General features: G+C 73.1%; 15 protein-coding genes and 1 pseudogene. 5 read left to right on the top strand and 11 right to left on the bottom strand.

Translation table 11 applies throughout. The features are described 5' to 3' along the window. Positions 1–3: 3 nt before the first annotated feature. Together CG723_RS35155 and CG723_RS46540 are read right to left on the bottom strand one after the other, a co-directional pair. Entirely contained in the window at positions 4–459 is a 456-nt protein-coding gene (locus tag CG723_RS35155; protein WP_100597578.1) for an Lrp/AsnC family transcriptional regulator, read from the bottom strand. Then, on the bottom strand, positions 449–628 hold the full coding sequence (locus CG723_RS46540; protein WP_159032615.1) for a hypothetical protein: 180 nt from the start codon (positions 626–628) through the stop codon (positions 449–451). The genes CG723_RS35155 and CG723_RS46540 overlap by 11 nt, the downstream gene beginning before the upstream one ends. Between CG723_RS46540 and CG723_RS35150 the strand changes: the two genes are divergently transcribed. After that, entirely contained in the window at positions 606–1,091 is a 486-nt protein-coding gene (locus tag CG723_RS35150; RefSeq protein ID WP_100597577.1) for a rhodanese-like domain-containing protein, read from the top strand. The two genes, CG723_RS46540 and CG723_RS35150, sit on opposite strands and share 23 nt — an antisense overlap. A gap of 62 nt (positions 1,092–1,153) precedes the next feature. Here CG723_RS35150 and CG723_RS35145 read toward each other — a convergent pair whose 3' ends face one another. Continuing rightward, entirely contained in the window at positions 1,154–2,857 is a 1,704-nt protein-coding gene (locus CG723_RS35145) for a DUF885 domain-containing protein (RefSeq protein ID WP_100597655.1), read from the bottom strand. Between the two features lie 35 nt (positions 2,858–2,892). Beyond that, entirely contained in the window at positions 2,893–3,387 is a 495-nt protein-coding gene (locus CG723_RS35140) for an Lrp/AsnC family transcriptional regulator (RefSeq protein WP_100597576.1), read from the bottom strand. A 60-nt stretch (positions 3,388–3,447) separates the two neighbouring features. Between CG723_RS35140 and CG723_RS35135 the strand changes: the two genes are divergently transcribed. Further along, positions 3,448–4,659 (top strand): trans-sulfuration enzyme family protein, encoded by a 1,212-nt coding sequence (locus tag CG723_RS35135; RefSeq protein ID WP_100597575.1) that lies wholly within the window; start codon positions 3,448–3,450, stop codon positions 4,657–4,659. Positions 4,660–4,796: 137 nt separating this feature from the next. Here the strand turns inward: CG723_RS35135 and CG723_RS35130 are convergent, their stop codons facing one another. The 3 genes from CG723_RS35130 to pdxR form a co-directional block, all read right to left on the bottom strand. Then, positions 4,797–6,248 (bottom strand): GNAT family N-acetyltransferase, encoded by a 1,452-nt coding sequence (locus CG723_RS35130; RefSeq protein WP_234374679.1) that lies wholly within the window; start codon positions 6,246–6,248, stop codon positions 4,797–4,799. 105 nt (positions 6,249–6,353) lie between these two features. Further along, positions 6,354–7,937 carry an alkaline phosphatase D family protein gene (locus tag CG723_RS35125; protein WP_100597573.1) on the bottom strand — a complete coding sequence of 528 codons (1,584 nt, stop codon included), beginning with the start codon at positions 7,935–7,937 and terminating at the stop codon, positions 6,354–6,356. A 174-nt stretch (positions 7,938–8,111) separates the two neighbouring features. Then, positions 8,112–9,575 (bottom strand): MocR-like pyridoxine biosynthesis transcription factor PdxR, encoded by a 1,464-nt coding sequence (gene pdxR / locus CG723_RS35120; RefSeq protein WP_100597572.1) that lies wholly within the window; start codon positions 9,573–9,575, stop codon positions 8,112–8,114. A 47-nt stretch (positions 9,576–9,622) separates the two neighbouring features. On the opposite strand from pdxR, the pseudogene CG723_RS49365 reads away from it, so the two are divergent. Then, positions 9,623–10,027, top strand: a pseudogene (locus tag CG723_RS49365) (EamA family transporter); the annotation flags it as partial. 468 nt (positions 10,028–10,495) lie between these two features. On the opposite strand, the gene CG723_RS35110 reads toward CG723_RS49365, so the two are convergent. Beyond that, on the bottom strand, positions 10,496–11,326 hold the full coding sequence (locus CG723_RS35110) for an alpha/beta fold hydrolase (protein WP_100597571.1): 831 nt from the start codon (positions 11,324–11,326) through the stop codon (positions 10,496–10,498). 181 nt (positions 11,327–11,507) lie between these two features. Between CG723_RS35110 and CG723_RS35105 the strand changes: the two genes are divergently transcribed. Together CG723_RS35105 and CG723_RS35100 are read left to right on the top strand one after the other, a co-directional pair. Next, the gene (locus CG723_RS35105; protein WP_100597570.1) at positions 11,508–12,386 is read left to right on the top strand and encodes an RNA polymerase sigma-70 factor; all 879 of its coding nucleotides are present in this window, start codon (positions 11,508–11,510) and stop codon (positions 12,384–12,386) included. A gap of 261 nt (positions 12,387–12,647) precedes the next feature. Then, positions 12,648–13,415, top strand: coding sequence for a GntR family transcriptional regulator (locus CG723_RS35100; RefSeq protein ID WP_100597569.1), 768 nt, complete (start codon positions 12,648–12,650; stop codon positions 13,413–13,415). 114 nt (positions 13,416–13,529) lie between these two features. Here CG723_RS35100 and CG723_RS35095 read toward each other — a convergent pair whose 3' ends face one another. From CG723_RS35095 to CG723_RS35085, 3 genes are all read right to left on the bottom strand, one after another. After that, positions 13,530–14,687 (bottom strand): ROK family transcriptional regulator, encoded by a 1,158-nt coding sequence (locus CG723_RS35095; protein ID WP_100597568.1) that lies wholly within the window; start codon positions 14,685–14,687, stop codon positions 13,530–13,532. A gap of 94 nt (positions 14,688–14,781) precedes the next feature. Next, positions 14,782–15,432 (bottom strand): response regulator transcription factor, encoded by a 651-nt coding sequence (locus CG723_RS35090; RefSeq protein ID WP_100597567.1) that lies wholly within the window; start codon positions 15,430–15,432, stop codon positions 14,782–14,784. Between the two features lie 44 nt (positions 15,433–15,476). Then, a complete protein-coding gene (locus CG723_RS35085; RefSeq protein WP_100597566.1) occupies positions 15,477–16,706 on the bottom strand; it encodes a sensor histidine kinase in 1,230 nt (409 codons plus the stop codon). Positions 16,707–16,805: the final 99 nt, after the last annotated feature.

The raw sequence follows: 16,805 nt of genomic DNA, 5'->3' as shown, positions 1-16,805 counted from the left end.
GGGTCAGTGGCCGAGCGGCCGCCGGGGCAGTGGGGACGAGTAGACCACGCTGGTCGTCACCGAGCCGAGCGCGCCGATCCTGCCGGAGACCTCCTCCAGGTGCTTCATCGAGCGGGCCGCGACCTTGATGACGAAGCAGTCGTCGCCGGTGACGTGGTGCGCCTCCAGGATCTCCGGCGTCACCTCGACGAGGTCGTGGAACGGCTTGTAGTGCCCGTTCGGATAGCGCAGCCGTACGAACGCCAGGATGGGCAGGCCGATCCGCTCGGGGACGACCACCGCCGCGTACCCCGCGATCACCCCGGCCTCCTCGAGGCGCTTCACCCGCTCGGTGACGGCGCTCGCGGACATGGAGACGGCCCGGGCGAGCTCGGCGTAGCTCGCCCGGCCCTCGCGCTGGAGGACGTCGAGGATGCGCCAGTCGGTGGCGTCGGTGGTGTACGGGGATTCACCGGTCATGCGGCAGGAATAGCAGGGACATCCCCGGCAGATCAAGGGTGATGCCGGGGATCGTCACTTCAGGAAGATCGTCAGGGACCATAGATTTCTGGTCGAGGGCGGCACGGCCGTGCGGCCCGCAGCGATTCGCCCGGGAGGCCGACATCATGACCGCGACCACCACCGTCACCCCCAACTCCGTGCTCCGTGTGCCCCCGGCGTCCCCCGCCGCAGCCGCTGCGTACTTCGGCGCGAGCCTTGCCTTCCACGCCGATGTGTCCGACGTCGCCTCGGCGCTCGCCGCGGACGGGGACCCGGGCTTCGTCGTCATCGACACCCGCTCCACCGCCTCGTGGGACCAGGGGCACGTACCCGGCGCGGTCCACCTGCCCGCCGCGCTCATCGCCGAGCAGGCCGAACAGCTCCTCGACAGGTCCGTGCCCGTCGTCACGTACTGCTGGGGTCCGGGCTGCAACGGCGCCACGCGCGCCGCTCTCGCCCTCGCCGAACTCGGCTTCCAGGTCAAGGAGATGCTCGGCGGCTTCGAGTACTGGGCGCGGGAGGGCTTCGCGTACGAGACGTGGGAGGGGCCCGCGCAGCGCGACGCCGACCCGCTGACGGCGCCGGTGGACTCGGACGACTGCGGCTGCTGAGCGAGCACCGGGAACGTGGATGTGCGGGCGGCAGCCGCCAAGTGCCGCCGCCCGCAATCGAGTCACAGCTGGGACAGCTCGTCCACCAGGTCGTCCAGGCCGAGCGATCCCTGCGAGAGAGCCGCCATGTGCCAGGCCTTCGCGTCGAACGCGTCCCCGTGCCTCGCCTGCGCGCCCGCGCGGCCGAGCAGCCACGCGCGCTCGCCCAGCTTGTAGCCGATCGCCTGCCCGGGGATGGACAGATAGCGGGTCAGCTCGCTCTCCACGAAGTCCGCGGGCCGGCTGCTGTGCGCGCCGAAGAACTCCTGCGCGAGGGCGGGCGTCCACCGCTCGCCCGGGTGGAACGGCGAGTCCGCCGGGATCTCCAGCTCCAGGTGCATGCCGATGTCGACGATGACGCGGGTCGCGCGCATCATCTGCGCGTCCAGATATCCGAGCCGCCGCTCGGCGTCCGTGAGGAAGCCCAGCTCGTCCATCAGACGCTCCGCGTACAGCGCCCACCCCTCGGCGTTGGCGCTCACCATGCCGACGCTCGCCTGGTAGCGGGAGAGGCTGTCCGCGACGTGCGTCCACTGCGCGATCTGGAGATGGTGACCGGGTACGCCCTCGTGGTACCAGGTGGAGACCAGGTCGTAGACGGGGAACCGGGTCTGGCCCATCGTCGGCAGCCAGGTGCGCCCCGGCCGCGAGAAGTCCTCCGACGGCGCCGTGTAGTAGGGCGCCGCGGCGCTGCCCGCCGGGGCGATCATGGACTCCACCTTGCGTACCCGCTCCGCGAGTTCGAAGTGCGTGCCGTCGAGAGCCTCGATCGCCTCGTCCATCACGCCCTGGAGCCAGCGCTGCACCTCCTCCACGCCCTCGATGTGCGTGCCGTGCTCGTCGAGGTGCGCGAGCGCCACCCACGGCGTCGCGGCACCGGGCAGGATCTTCTCCGCCTCGGTCCTCATCTCGCCGAGCAGGCGGTGGTACTCCGCCCAGCCGTACGCGTACGCCTCGTCGAGGTCGAGGTCCGTGCCGTTGTAGTAGCGCGACCAGCGGGCGTACCGCTCGCGGCCCACCGTGTCGGGCGAGCCCTCGATCGCGGGCGCGTACACGTCGCGCATCCAGTCGCGCAGCTCGACCACCGCGGCCGTCGCGGCGCTGCCGGCCTCGTCGAGCTCGGCACGCAGCGCGTCGGGCCCGTCCGCGGTGAAGTCCTCGAACCAGCCGCGCCCTTCGCCCGCCCACTCGGTGAGCTGCCCGATGAACGTGGCGGTCGGCCGCGGTCCGCCGTGGAGCTTCTTCTCCAGGCCCAGCGACAGCGTCTCGCGGTACCCGGCGAGCGCCCCGGGCACGGCGCGCAGCCGCTCCGCGACGGCCGCCCAGTCCGCGTCCGTCGCGGTCGGCGTGAGGGTGAACACCTCCCGCATGTTGTGGACGGGCCCGCCCAGATTGGTGACGGCCCGCAGGTTCTCCTCGGCGTCGTGCACGGCGATTTCGGCCGTGAGCCGCTCCCGCAGGAGCCGGCCGCAGCGGCGCTCGGCCGCGCTGTCGGCCCCGGGCCTGCGCTCGGCCTCGTCGAGCCGCGCGAGGGTCGCCCGCGCGAGATCGGCGAGGGCCTCCTGACCGGCGGGTGACAGGTCGGGCAGCTTGCTGTGGCTCTCGGGCACGCCGAGGTAGGTGCCGGTGACGGGGTCGAGGGCGATGAGCTCGTCGACGTAGGTGTCGGCGACTTCGCGCGGGAGCGGTCCGGTGACGGCTGCTGCTGTGGCTGACGAATCTGACATGCCGCCATCGTCGTACGGGGTGGGGGGCCGCGTCATCAAGATTCACCGACGGCGTCGGCGGAGGGGGGAAGCAGCGGGCCGCACTCCCACTGCTGGAAGATCAGCCGCGTCTCGACGCGCGCCACCTCGCGGTGCGCCGTGAACTCGTCGAGTACCAGCCGCTGGAGGTCGGCGGTGTCGCGCACGGCGACATGCACCAAGTAGTCGTCGGGGCCCGTCAGATGGAAGACCGACCGCGCTTCCGGCAGCGCCCGGATCCGCTCCACGAACGGGCCGACCAGCTCGCGCCGGTGCGGTCGCACCTGCACCGAGAGCAGCGCCTGGAGCCCGCGGCCCAGCTTCGCCGGGTCGAGGCGCAGCTGATGCCCGAGGATCACGCCGGACCGGCGCAGCCGCGTCACGCGGTCGAGGCAGGTGGACGGCGCGACGCCGACCTGCTCGGCGAGGTCCCGGTAGGTGACGCGGGCATCGTTCTGGAGGAGACGCAGTATGTGCAGATCGACCGGATCGAGTACGACAGAATCAGCCATCGGCCGAACGTAGCACGGGGTTTGTCCGACGAACCCCGGCCGTTGTTCAGGCTGTCGCCCATGGACAACGACCTGTATGCAGGGATGCGCCCGGGCCCCGCCCACGGGCGGGCCCTGGCCACCGAAGCCGTACACGCCGGCCGTGACGACCTCGCGGGACTCGGTCTGCACGCCCCGCCCATCGACCTGTCCACCACCTACCCGTCGTACGACAGCCGCGGCGAGGCCGCCCGCATCGACGCGTTCGCGGCGGACGGCGTCGTCGACGAGGGCCCGCCGGTGTACGCACGGCTCGGCAATCCGACCGTCGGCCGCTTCGAGACCGCGCTCGCCCGGCTCGAAGGCACCGAGAGCGCGGTCGCCTTCGCGAGCGGCATGGCGGCCCTGACCGCGGTGCTGCTCGTACGCAGCGGCGGCGGGCTGCGCCATGTCGTCGCCGTCCGGCCGCTGTACGGATGCAGCGACCACCTGCTCACCGCGGGGGCGCTCGGCACCGAGGTGACCTGGGTGGACCCGGCGGGCATCGCGGACGCGATCCGGCCCGACACCGGGCTCGTGATGGTGGAGTCACCCGCCAATCCGACGCTCGCCGAGCTCGATCTGCGGGCCGTGGCCCACTCGTGCGGAACGGTGCCGCTCCTCGCCGACAACACCTTCGCCACGCCGGTCCTCCAGCGGCCCGTCGAGCACGGCGCGCGGCTGGTGCTGCACAGTGCGACCAAGTTCCTCGGCGGGCACGGGGACGTCATGGGCGGGGTCGTGGCCTGCGACGAGGCGTTCGCCCGGCAGCTGCGCCAGGTGCGGTTCGCGACGGGCGGCGTGCTGCATCCGCTCGCCGGATATCTGCTCCTGCGCGGCCTCGCGACGCTGCCGGTGCGCGTCCGGGCGGCGTCGGCGACAGCGGCCGAACTGGCGGCGCGCCTGTCCGGTGACCCGCGGATCGCGCGTGTGCACTATCCGCGGATCGGCGGCGCGATGGTCGCCTTCGAGACCGTGGGCGACCCGCACGAGGTGATCCGCACGGTCCGCCTGGTCACGCCCGCCGTCAGCCTCGGCAGCGTCGACTCGCTCATCCAGCACCCGGCGTCGATCAGCCACCGCATCGTCGACGCAGGCGACCGCAGGTCGGCGGGCGTGAGCGACCGGCTGCTGCGGCTTTCGGTGGGTCTTGAGGACGTCGAGGACCTGTGGGCGGACCTGGATCAGGCACTGGGGGAGCCGGGTGCTGTCACGGGGCGTGCGGCCGAGGCGCGCCTGCGGGTGCCGGAGTGACGTAGAGGAGCTTGCCCGGACCGGAGAAAAGCAGGAGGGGACCGGTCCGGGCCGGACAGACGCAGGAGCGGACCGGTCTGGGCCGGCTCGCGCGGAGCCGGCCCAGACCGGTCTGCTCCTCAGTGCCGGTCCGGACCTCAGTGCCGGTCGGCCGGCTCGTACGCCGCGCGGGGCCCCTCGTACGGCAGCCGCGACCTGACCGCAGTCGTCTCCAAGCGCGCCGTGATCACCAGCGTGCCCTCCTCGATCTGGTAGTCGAGGGGCAGTCCGAGGCCGCGCATCGCCGCGACCATCCCGGTGTTGGACGCCTGCGTGACCGCGTACACGCTCTCGCAGCCCGCCTCGACCGCCATCGCCACGAGGCGGCCGAGCAGTTCGGTGCCGATGCCGCGGCGCTGCCAGTCGTCCTCGACGAGCAGCGCGATCTCCGTCTCGTCGCCGTCCCACAGCAGATGCCCGAGGGCGACGATGCGGCCCGACGCGGTCTGCGCGGCGAGCGTGCGGCCGAAGCGGGGGCTGAGCAGGTGGTTGAGGTAGCGGTCCGCGTCGCCGACGGGCCCGTGGTAGCGCTTGCTCAGCGTCGCGCGGGAGCACCGCTCCTGCATCTCCTTGGCCGCCTCCACGTCGTTCGAGTCGGCCCGGCGCACGGTGATCGCCTTGCCCTCGGGGAGCGTCAGGACGTCCTGGCTGCGCGGGATGCGCGGGCCGAGCCGCGCGTCGAGCTCGACCAGGGCGCGGGCGCGCGCGAACTCGGTGGGCGTGAACGGCAGATACGGCCGCTCCACGGTGATCACGCCGCCTTCGGGGGCCCGGAGCCGGATCATGGTCCCTTCGAGCGCCCCCTCCACGGGCGCGCTCTCGGTCCTACGGCCGCCCATCGTCGTGGCCGGGAGCGACCTGATGGTGCACCGGCCGAGCAACTGGCGTAGGGCGAGCGGGAGTTCAGCTGCGTCCAGGGCCGTGCGCGTGGCGAGACCGAGGATGCGGGTGGGCGCGTCCACGAGGTCGTGGGCGTCGGCCCGCTCGATCCAGGTGCCGGAGCCGCCGGCCAGGGACACGTTCCGGGTGAGTTCGGCGGCGGGCAGGTCCTGCGGCGCGCGCAGCAGGAACTCGTCCACGGTGCCCTCACCCAGGGGGTGCGTCTGGAGGCTCAGGATGTCGACCCGCAGCGGGGCGAGCGCCGTGCACAGCGCCGCGAGCGACCCGGGCTCGTCACGGACCGTCGTCCGCATGCGCCACAGTGCGGTGGCCGTGGCCTCGTTCGTCGCCTGCGGGCCGGCGCCCGCGGGGACCTCTGTGTCGGGCTGTCCCGACCGCCCGGCGTGCTCCGTGGGGAGCCGCCGGGCGTCGGTATCGCCTGTCGGGGGTGCGTGGTTGTGGCGGCGTGCCCACCATGTGTGGAATCCGGCCGTGGCGAGGAGCGCGACCGCCGAGATGGCGAGCAGCGCGGGGCCGTCGGGGCCGTGACCGACGAGGTTCGCCACCGCGTCCGCGACGGCCACGGCCGTGAACAGGGCGGCGAGCTCGACGACGTCGCGCCGCCAGTGGTGGACAGGGCGGCCGTTTTTGGCCCGCCTCACATCAGACATGTCTGGACTCATGCAGCCACTGTGAAGGAACCGTGTTGCGTGATCACGAACGCTTTGTGACCGATGGGTAAAGACTGCTTATGTCGCCTTTGGTCGCCTTGGTCCCTACTGGCCGACCCGCCCCGGCTGGAGCACCTTGGAGAACAGCACGTCGCCGCCCTGCTGCCGCAGCCGTACCGTCAGCTCGCCGCTGCCGCCGTCGATGTCGATTTCGCCGAAGTACTGAGGGGTCTCCATCGGGGAAGTGTTGGCCCGGTCCGGCGCCTTGACGAAGCTCTGCTCGGGGCCGAAGGTGCCGTCCAGCTTCACCGCCTGGAAACCGCCCGCCGCCAGCGGGCCGGAGACGAACTCCCAGAACGGCTCGAAGTCCTGGAACGCGGCGCGCGACGGGTCGTAGTGCTGCGCCGACGTGTAGTGCACGTCCGCCGTGAGCCACAGCGTGCCCGTGATCCGGTCGTGCTTGATGTGGCGCAGCAGCTCCGCGATCTGCAGCTCGCGGCCGAGCGGCGCCCCCGGATCACCCTGCGCGACGGCCTCGAAGTTCACCTTGCCGTCGGCCACGACCAGGCCGAGCGGCATGTCGGAGGCGATCACCTTCCAGACGGCCCGCGACCGGGACAGCTCACGCTTCAGCCAGGCCAGCTGCCGTGCGCCGAGGATCCCGGTCGCGTCGTCGGGCTGCCGGCCCGGGGAGTTGGCGTTGCGGTACGAGCGCATGTCGAGCACGAACACATCGAGCAGGGGCCCCTGCCGCAGGACCCGGTACACGCGCCCCTCGTCGTCGCCCGGCGCCAGGGTGGAGACAGGGAAGTACTCGCTGAACGCCCGCAGGGACCGCGCGGCGAGGACGTTCGTGTCCTTCTCCGTGTAGCGGGCGTCGTCCAGGATCTGGCCCGGGTACCAGTTGTTGTGGACCTCGTGGTCGTCCCACTGGACGATCGACGGCACCTGCGCGTTGAAGCGTCGCACGTTCTCGTCGAGGAGGTTGTAGCGGAACGCGCCGCGGAACTCGGCCAGCGTCTCGGCGACCTTGGACTTCTCCTCCGTCGTGACGTTCCGCCACACCCGGCCGTCGGGCAGCGTGACGCTGGGCAGGATCGGGCCGTCGGCGTAGATGTTGTCGCCGCTGCACAGGAAGAAGTCCGGGTTGAGGGCGCGCATGTCCTCGTACACGCGGTAGCCGCCGATGTCCGGGTTGATGCCCCAGCCCTGGCCCGCGATGTCGCCCGACCACAGGAAGCGCACCCCGTCGCGGCGGCCCACGGGGGTGGTGCGGAAGGTGCCGGTGACGGGTTCGCCCGTGCGGCGGGGGTCGTCGGGGTCGGCGAGCACCACGCGGTAGTGGATCTGCTCGCCCGGCGGCAGGCCGCGCAGGCGGGTGGTGCCCGTGAAGTCCGTGCCCGTGCCGATCAGCGGCCCGTGCCACCTGGTGGACCGGCGGAACGACTCCGTCGCGGAGGTCTCCACGATCATGCGGGCGGGCCGGTCGGAGCGCGTCCAGATCAGCCCCGAGTGCGCGCCGACGTCCCCTGCCTGAACACCCCACGCCGCCTTCGGGCGACCCGACAGCGCGAAGGCCGGGGCTGCGGCCGAGCCCACGGCGGGCAGCGCCAGGGCGGCCGAAGCGGCGAGCGAGCCGCGCAGCACCCCGCGGCGGCCGGGCAGAGAACTCGGCGGACGGTGTGACATGAATACGCCTCCAGAAACGGGTTCCGACAGTGCGGTGCCACCACTGCGGGGGCGCCGCGGCGAAGCCACACCTACGGGCTCACCACGGCGCACACGCGAACCCCAAGTGAACAACTGCCCCTGGGGATCGGGGAACCCGGCGCGCTGCGTCGCCTCACCTGCCCACGCCGCTGCTCACGCGCGCGCGGCCCTCTCGTGAGCCGCGCGCGCCAGGAGACGTACGCCTTCCGCGATCCGGGCCGGCGGCAGATGCGCGTACCCAAGGACCAGCCGCACTCCGCCGTCGCCGCTGTCCGAGGTGCCGTAGTGGCTCAGCGCGCGGACGGTGACCCCGGCCGCCGAGGCCCGTTCGAGGAGCGCCTCCTGCGACCCGTAGCGCTCGGGGAGACAGGCGATGACGTGCAGCCCGGCGGCGATCCCCGTCACCTGGGTGCCCGGCAGATGTTCGTGGAGCGCGGCCACAAGGGTGTCGCGCCGCTCTCGATAGGCGCGCTGGCAGCGCCGCAACTGGCGGTCGTAGTCGCCGCGCTCGATGAAACGGGCCAGGAGAGCCTGGTCGAGGGCGGGGTTACCGAGGTCCATGTAGCGCTTGCGCTCGACGACCTCGTCGGTCAGACCCGCGGGCACGACCATCCAGCCGAGCCGCAGCCCGGGGGCGAGCGACTTGCTCACCGAGCCCGTGTACGCGACATGCTCCGGGTCGAGCCCCTGGAGCGCTCCTACGGGTGCGCGGTCGTAACGGAAGTCGCCGTCGTAGTCGTCTTCGATGACGAGTCCGTCCACCGACCGCGCCCAGTCGAGGAGTTGGGTGCGGCGCGCCGGTGAGTAGGCGATGCCGGAGGGGAACTGGTGGGACGGCGTGGTCACCACGGAGCGCACCCCCGCGTCCCGCAGCGGCCCGATGGCCGGCCCCTCGCCGTCCAGGGGCAGCGGGGTCGTGCCGACGCCGGCCGAGGCGAACAGTGAACCGAGATCGGGGCTCCCCGGGTCCTCGACGCCCACCGAGCGCTCCCCGCGCGCGTGCAGCACGAATCCGAGCAGCGTCACCGCCTGGGCCACCCCGGAGCAGACGATGATCCGCTCCGGATCGGCGACCACGCCCCGCCGCCGCGCGAGGAGTTCCGCCAGCGCGGTACGCAGCCGGGGGATGCCCCGCGGATCCGGGTAGCCCAGCATGTGGTGCGGCAGTTCGGCCAGCACCCCGCGCTGCGCCGCCGCCCACGCGGCCCGCGGGAACAACGACAGATCGGGGCTGCCCGCCACGAAGTCGGCGCGCGTGCCCGGCGGACGGGGCGCCAGGTCCCGCACTCCGGCCGCCGCCGCGGCGCGCACCGCCCCGCCCACCCAGGTCCCCGCGCCGCGCCCGCTGCGCAGATACCCCTCGGCGGTCAACTGCTCGTACGCCTCGGTGATCAGCCCGCGCGAGACGCCCAGATCCGCCGCGAGATCGCGGCTCGACGGCATCCGTGTCCCGGGCGCGAGCCGCCCCGACCTGACGGCGTCCCGCAGTGCGGCCTGGAGACCGCGGCCACGCGCGCGTGCGGGCGCCGATACCGCGGGAAGCAGTAACTCCCAGGCGGCGGACGATGCTTGGCCGCCACCGTCCGCCGCACGCGGATTGGTCCCCGATGACGTCATGAACGTGGACCTTAATCCGGGCCGCCGCCCTCCCTAGCGTCAGGGCCATGAACGCGCACTCGATCCGAGGGGCCCTGCCGGCCGCCCTCGCCTGCGTCCTCGTCGGCGCCTCCTTCACCGCCAACAGCGTCCTCGGGGACTACCCCTACGCAGGCGGCCAGTTCCTCCGGTACGCCCTCGCCTGCCTGCTTCTGCTGCCGCTCCTCGGCCGGGGCGGCGCGGCGCCGCTGCGCCACCTCACCGGGCGCCGATGGGGGCGTCTCGCCCTGCTTGCGGCCGTCGGGATGGTCGGCTTCAACCTCGCGGTGCTCGCCGCCGAGCGCAGCGCCGAACCAGCCGTACCCGGGGTCTTCGTCGGATGCGCCCCGGTCGTCGTGGCAGTGCTCGTACCCCTGCTCGCGGGCCGGCGGCCCCAACGGGCCGTCCTCTACGGGGCGTTGCTGGTCGCCGTCGGCGCGTTCACCGTCCAGGGCTGGGGGCGCACGGACACGGCCGGTCTCCTGTTCTCCGTAGGAGCACTCATCGGGGAGGTCGGTTTCGCCGTCCTCGCGGTGCCGGTGCTGCGGCCCCTCGGCCCGAAGCTGCTGTCCTGCACGGTCTGCGGCGTCGCCGCCCTGGAGTCGGCCCTCGTCGGCGCGGTGTTCGACGGCACGCACATGCTCCGCGTACCCGACGCCACCGAGGCGACGGCCCTGCTGTGGCAGGCCGCCGTCGTCACGGTGATCGGCTTCGTGTGCTGGTACATCGGCATGCAGCGCATCGGCGCCGAGCGCGCCACCCTGTTCTCCGGGCTCATCCCTGTGGCGGCGGCGTGCACCGCGCCGGTCGTCGGCACCGGGACGTACGGCGCCGCGCAGGCCGTCGGCAGCGCGCTCGTCGGCGCCGGAGTGGCGCTGGGCTCCGGCGTGTTCGGCGCGCGGTCAGCGGCTGGTGTCCAGGATGACGCGGGAGACGAGCGCCGGGTCGTCGCTCATGGGGACGTGACCGCAGCCGGGCAGCCGCACGAGGCGGGCTCCGGGAACGGCGTGCTTGGCCCTGATGCCCTGGCGGCGCAGGAGCAGCCGGTCGCGGGTGCCCCAGGCGACGGTCACCGGGATGTCCGGCACGTCGTCCGTGAACTGCACGTCCAGGCCCGCGGCGAGGGTCTGCGCGAACCCGGGGGCGTGGCGCAGGGCGAGGGTCTCCGCGACGACCGCATCGGGTGAACGGCGGCCGGGGCGGGCGTAGATGGTGCTCGTCAGGGCCGCTCGGCCCGCGGCCGACCGGGACAGCCGCTCGATCGCGGGAACGGGCAGCGTCCGCGCCCCCTGTCGCATCGCGCGCAGCGTGCCGAACGCGTAACGGCGCTCGGCCTGCGACCAGAACCCGCCGGGCGACAGCGCGGTGACCGACCGTACGAGCTTCTCGCGGCCGAGCTCCAGGGCCAGCAGACCGCCCAGGGAGTTGCCCGCCACGTGCGGCCGCTCGATGCCGAGGGCCGCGCAGAGCGAGCCGAGCGTCGCCGCCACCGTCGGCAGGTCGTAGGGGACGCCGTCGGGCAGCGCGGGAGAGGCGCCGAAGCCCGGCAGGTCGATGGCGATCACGTCGCGTTCGGCGGCCAGGACCGGGATCACGGGGGCCCAGGCCTGCCAGTGGTGGCCGATCCCGTGCAGGAGAAGCAGGGGCTCCCCGGTGCCCACGCGTTCGTACGCGACGGTCACCTCGCGGGGGCCATCGGGGGTTTCGATGCTGAAGGACACCTCTGTGGCCATGTCGCTCCCTGTCCCCGACGCCGGCGCGACGGTTCCTTAGACTGCTTGTCAGCAACAATTACCGCTCAGTAGCTCCCAGTTCAAGGGGGACGGGGAGCGAAGCCCGGCGCGTAGCCGTTTGTGGTCACCGACGCACCGATTCCACCTGGACACGTGCCGCCGCGTCCGTTGGGATGGAGGGGTGGCAACCGACACCGTGATTGAGGTCTTCGAAGAACACCGGCCGGTCCTGATGGGGGTCGCCTATCGCATGCTGGGCCGCGTGGCCGACGCCGAGGACGTCGTCCAGGACGCCTGGCTGCGCTGGGCGCAGGCCGACCGCGACGAGGTGCGCGAACCACGCGCCTATCTCGTCCGCGTCGCCACCCGCCTGGCCATCGACCGGCTGCGGCAGGCGCAGACCCGGCGCGAGGCATACGTGGGTCCCTGGCTGCCGGAGCCGCTGGTCACCGACTTCGGGCCGACCGCGCCCGACACTGCGGAGGCGGCCGTACTCGCCGAGTCGGTGTCGCTCGCCGTCCTCGTCGTCCTGGAGTCCCTCTCGCCGCTGGAGCGCGCCGTGTTCGTGCTCCGCGAGGCGTTCGGGTTCCCGTTCGCCGAGATCGCCACCACGCTCGAACGCAGCGAGTCCGCCGTGCGCCAGCTCGCGGGACGTGCCCGCAAGCACGTGGACGAGCGCCGGCCGCGCTTCGACGTCGACCCCGTCGAGCAGCGCGACCTCACCGAGCGCTTCCTCGCTGCCGCGACGGGCGGGGACCTGGAGGGCCTGATGACGCTCCTCGCGCCCGACGCCCGCCTCGTCGGCGACAGCGGCGGCAAGTCCAAGGCGCCGCTGCGCGTCATCGAGTCCGCCGACAAGGTGGGCCGCTTCCTGCTCGGCGTCGCCAAGGGCGGCGGCACCGGATTCACCTTCCGGACCGTGGAGGTCAACGGAGGGCCGGCCGTGCTCGTCCTCGTCGACGGCAAGCCGGACAGTGTCTTCCAGGTCGATGTCGCCGACGGCCAGGTGCAGTGCGTCTACATCGTGCGCAACCCGGACAAGCTCGTGTCGCTCGCCTGACGTCCGCTCCGCGGCGCCCGCCGTCACCGAGAGCCCCCGCCCCGACCGGGCGGGGGCTCTCGTCGTTTCGCGAACGTGGTGTGAACGCTCTGCGGACCGCCATGAACGCTCTGTGGCGGAGCCCCCGCGGATCCCGGAGCGGACCGAGGATTGGTCTTGACCAAGTCGGAGGGCGGGCCTACCCTCGCAGAGATAGTGCAGGAACCTTTAATAAACAAAGGCGCTAAACGCAGCGGGGACACGGCGATTGCGGAGGACAGGGTGGGGACCACGCAGTTGGAAACGGCGCCGGAGCCGAAGTACTGGCACCTCAAGACCGTGCTGACCGAGGCACTCGACTCCGAGTTCGTCGTGGGAGAGATCCTGCCGAACGAGCGGGACCTCGCGGCCCGCTTCGGAGTCGCCCGTGCCACGCTCCGGCAGGCGCTCGAACAGCTCGAACTCGAAGGCAGGCTCCAGCGCCGCCGTGGCGTGGGCACCACCGTCGCGCCGCCCCGTGTGGGCGTGGCGGTCGACTCGTCCGACGACCAGGAGTGGCCCGGCGACGCCGACGGCGATGCCTGGCAGGCTGTCGACAGTGAGCTCGCGGTGCCGCCGGCGGCCGTGGCCCGCATCCTCGGCACCGCGCCCGACGAGCGCGTCCACCGGGTGCGCCGTACGCGCGTGTCGCACGGCCAGCCCGTTGCCGCCGAGCTGCTGTACGTACCGTCGTCGTCCGTGCCCGAACTCTCCGCCATAGACGCCCCGTCGGGGCCCTCACGCGCGCGTTCCGTGCTGCGTGAGCTGCGGCGGCTCGGGCTCGAAGGCCAGGACCGCGCCGTCGAGCTGGGCTCGGCCCGTGCCGACGACGCGAAGGAGCTCGACCGGCTGCCGGGCGCGCCCGTCCTCGTCGTCACGACCCGCTTCTTCAGCGAGGGCGAGACGGCCGCGGTCTCCGTGGCCACCTACCGCGCCGACACCTGCCGCCTCACCTTCGGCGACTCGGGCGGTGTCGAGATCCACCACGGCCCGGACCGCCGCGCCTCCTGACTCGCGCACGCCGCAATCCGGGCGCGGCACTCCGCGCACGCCGAGCGCGCCACAATCCGTAAAGGCCCACCGTGATCCTTCACGGTGGGCCTTCGGTGTCTGGTGCGTTTCCGGCTAGCGGCGCGCCGTGACCGTTCCCTCGACGGCGAACAGCTGCTCCTCGACATGATCCAGCGCGAGCCGCAGCGCCCCGGTCGCGACCGCCGCCTCGCCCAGAACGGACAGGGCCACGCGCGGCGGCCGAAGGCAGTAGCGGGCCAACTCCCGGCGCAGCGGCTCCAGTACGCCGTCCAGGCCGGCCGCCCAGCCGCCCACGACGACCAGTTCCGGATCGAGGGCGAGCACCAGCGCCGCCACGTCGTGCACCAGCCGCTGGAGGAACCGGTCGACGGCCGCGCCCGCCCGCTCGTCGCCCTGGCGCGCGAGAGCGAAGACCTGCGCCACGGCCTGCTCGTCGAGCGGGTGCAGAGGCTCGTCCGTCGTCGAGAGCAACGTCTCGGGACGCACCTCGCGCCCCAGGAGATGCAGCGCCCCGATCTCCCCGGCCGCGCCGCCGTACCCGCGGTGCAGCCGGCCGCCGATCAGTGCGCCCGCGCCCGGGCTGAGCCCCGCCAGCACGAACACGATGTCGTCGGACTCGGTCGCCGCGCCCTTCCAGTGCTCGGCCACCGCCGCCGCGTTCGCGTCGTTCTCCACCAGGACCGGGCACTTGAAGGAGCGCCGCAGCCGCTCGCCCAGCTGAAGCCCCGTCCACTCCGGCAGGGCGGTGCCGAGGCGCACGGTGCCGTCGGCCTCCACGATGCCGGGGCTGCCCACGCCGACCGCCCGCAGCGAGTTCCGGGCGACCCCCGCGCGGCGCAGCAGGTCCGCCACCGCGGTCCGCAGCCGCTCGATGCGCTCGTCGGCCGGAGCGGTCTCGTCGACGTCCTTCGCGGCCGTGCCGAGCACCTTGCCGTCCAGGTCCGACAGGACCGCGGCCACGCGGTGCGGGCCGATCTCCAGACCGAGCAGATGCCCCGCCTCGGCCCGGAAGCGGAACCGGCGCGCGGGCCGCCCCTGGCGCCGCGTCCCGCTGTCGTCGACGGCCGTCTCCACGACGAGCCCCGCCGCGATGAGCCCCTCGACGACGCCCTCGACCGTGGGCCGGGACAGCCCGGTGACCCGGGTGATCTCGGTGAGCGTCGCGAGATCCGTGGCGCGCAGGGCATGCAGCACCACCGCGGAGTTGATCCGCCGTAGCAGAGAGGGGTCCCCGCCGGTCAGCCGCCCCAACGTCCGTCCTCCCAGCTCGCGCGCGTGTTGGGCGGATCGTACTCGCCGCGGCGGACACCGGCGAGCGCGGGTGCACTTCTGTGTCCCGGGACGCTCAGCCGGGCGAGACGAAACCGGATTCGTAGGCGGCGATGACGGCCTGCGTCCGGTCCCGCGCCCCGAGCTTGGCGAGGACGGCGCTCACATGCGACTTGACCGTCTCCGTGCCCACGACGAGGTGGCCGGCGATCTCTGAGTTGGACAGGCCCCGAGTCATGAGGCGCAGTACGTCCGCCTCCCGCTCCGTGAGCGCCGCGCGGTCCATCGCTTCCCGCGCCGACGTGTTGCCGTACTCGGCCGCGAGGCGCCGCACGGCCGCGGGGAACAGCAGCGAATCGCCCTCGGCCACGAGTCGGACCGCGTTCACGATCTCGGCCGGCCGCGAACGCTTCAACAGGAACCCGTCGGCGCCCGCCCGCAGCGCCCCGTACACGTACTCGTCGTTCTCGAACGTCGTGATCACCAGGATTTTGGGCGGCTCGGTCACACTGCGCAGCACTGCGCGCGTGGCCTCGATGCCGTCCAGGAGAGGCATGCGCACATCCATGGCGACCACGTCCGGACGCAGCTGCCGGACGAGCGGGATCACGGCGGCGCCGTCGGCCGCCTCACCCACGACCTCGATGTCCGGCTGCGCCGAAAGCACGGCGCGCAACCCCGCGCGGACCAGCGGTTCATCGTCGACAAGGAGCACGGTGAGCGGCATCCGGACAGCCTAGGGGAGCGGTCGGGGCGTACGTGGGGACGGGTTCAGCCGAGCGGTAGCTCGACGTGCACCCGCCACTGCCCCTCGTCGGGACCCGTCCGCGCCCGTCCGCCGAGAAGCGCCGCCCTCTCGCGGATCCCCCGCAAACCGCTGCCGGTCCCGCTGCTCTGACCGTTCACCGGCGCGCCCACGGGAAGCGGATTGCGTACGTCGAGCCACAGGCGGGCATCGTCGACCGTGACGGCGACCCGGATCGGGACGGTCCCCGAGTGGCGCAGCACGTTCGTCAGCGCCTCCTGAAGGATGCGGTAGCCCTCTCTGGAGACGGGACCGGGCACCGTGTCCAGCGCGCCGAGCACCTCCGCGTCGACCTCGGCTCCCGAGGCGCGCGCCGAGTCCAGAAGACGGTCCGCCTCCGTGAGCGTGGGACGGCGGCTCGCGGGCTGCTCCGACTCGCGCAGCACCAACAGGACCCGCTCCAGGTCCTCCAGGGCCGCCCTGCCCGTCTCCTCGATGGCGTCCAGGGCGCGGTCGGTGAACGCCGGATCGGCGGCCGCCCGCGCCGCGCCGGCCTGCACGACGGCGACGGTCAGCGCGTGCCCGATGGAGTCGTGGAGTTCGCGGGCGATGCGATTGCGTTCGAGCAACTGCTCGGTGCGCTCCTCCAAGGCGGCCAGGCGCTCCGCCGCGGACGGCCCGAGCAGACCGAGGGCGGCCGAGGCCATCAGGCGCCCGGCGAGCGCGACCACCCCCACAAGCACCAGCGGCGGCACCGGCACGAGCAGCGCGTACGCCCAGCCGTGCCCCGGTACGGGGATGAGGGACTCTGCCTCGGCGGGGCCGCCCGACGTGGCGTCGACCAGTTCCAGGGCGAGAGCCATGAACTGGCCGGTCACGAACGCGACCGCGCAGCCGGCCCACAGACGCAGCACCAACCACACTGCGGTCCTGCCCCGGTCGCGCCACGACGCCGACGGCGCCACGGACACCCCCGCATCCCGTGGACCCGAACCGTCCTCCACGCGCGCGTGCGCACCGGGAAACAGCATCAGGCGGGCCTGAAGACCCTCGGCCCTGCGCACCACGGGGATCACGGCGGCCGCCATGAGGAGCGGGACCGGAATCAACAGCATCAGGGCCCACTGCCCGTACCCCGGCCGGGTGAGCCCCGGGTACACCGACCCGCACACAAGGGCGATGATCGCGCCGACGAGCAGATGCAGCCAGCGGGTGTACGTGACCGCGCGGGTCAGCGGCGCGAGGAAGCGGGACATGCCGCCATCGTGCCAGCGGTGCGGGCGCGAACGGCTCCCCCTCATGGGGGAGACGCTCTCCACGCCCGGGGGAGGACCCGGCGGGGGCGAGGCCGCAAG

It is taken from the genome of Streptomyces sp. CB01635, assembly GCF_002803065.1.
In the GTDB taxonomy this organism is placed as follows: Bacteria; Actinomycetota; Actinomycetes; order Streptomycetales; family Streptomycetaceae; genus Streptomyces.
The sequence above is the reverse complement of the archived record's forward strand: the minus strand, read 5'-3'. Positions and strand labels throughout refer to the sequence as shown.

Coding starts and splice junctions, on each gene's coding strand:
- CG723_RS35155 (WP_100597578.1), bottom strand. CDS start 459: ATGACCGGTGAATCCCCGTACACCACCGACGCCACCGACTGGCGCATC.
- CG723_RS35150 (WP_100597577.1), top strand. CDS start 606: ATGACCGCGACCACCACCGTCACCCCCAACTCCGTGCTCCGTGTGCCC.
- CG723_RS35145 (WP_100597655.1), bottom strand. CDS start 2,857: ATGTCAGATTCGTCAGCCACAGCAGCAGCCGTCACCGGACCGCTCCCG.
- CG723_RS35140 (WP_100597576.1), bottom strand. CDS start 3,387: ATGGCTGATTCTGTCGTACTCGATCCGGTCGATCTGCACATACTGCGT.
- CG723_RS35135 (WP_100597575.1), top strand. CDS start 3,448: ATGGACAACGACCTGTATGCAGGGATGCGCCCGGGCCCCGCCCACGGG.
- CG723_RS35130 (WP_234374679.1), bottom strand. CDS start 6,248: ATGTCTGATGTGAGGCGGGCCAAAAACGGCCGCCCTGTCCACCACTGG.
- CG723_RS35125 (WP_100597573.1), bottom strand. CDS start 7,937: ATGTCACACCGTCCGCCGAGTTCTCTGCCCGGCCGCCGCGGGGTGCTG.
- pdxR (WP_100597572.1), bottom strand. CDS start 9,575: ATGACGTCATCGGGGACCAATCCGCGTGCGGCGGACGGTGGCGGCCAA.
- CG723_RS35110 (WP_100597571.1), bottom strand. CDS start 11,326: ATGGCCACAGAGGTGTCCTTCAGCATCGAAACCCCCGATGGCCCCCGC.
- CG723_RS35090 (WP_100597567.1), bottom strand. CDS start 15,432: ATGCCGCTCACCGTGCTCCTTGTCGACGATGAACCGCTGGTCCGCGCG.
- CG723_RS35085 (WP_100597566.1), bottom strand. CDS start 16,706: ATGTCCCGCTTCCTCGCGCCGCTGACCCGCGCGGTCACGTACACCCGC.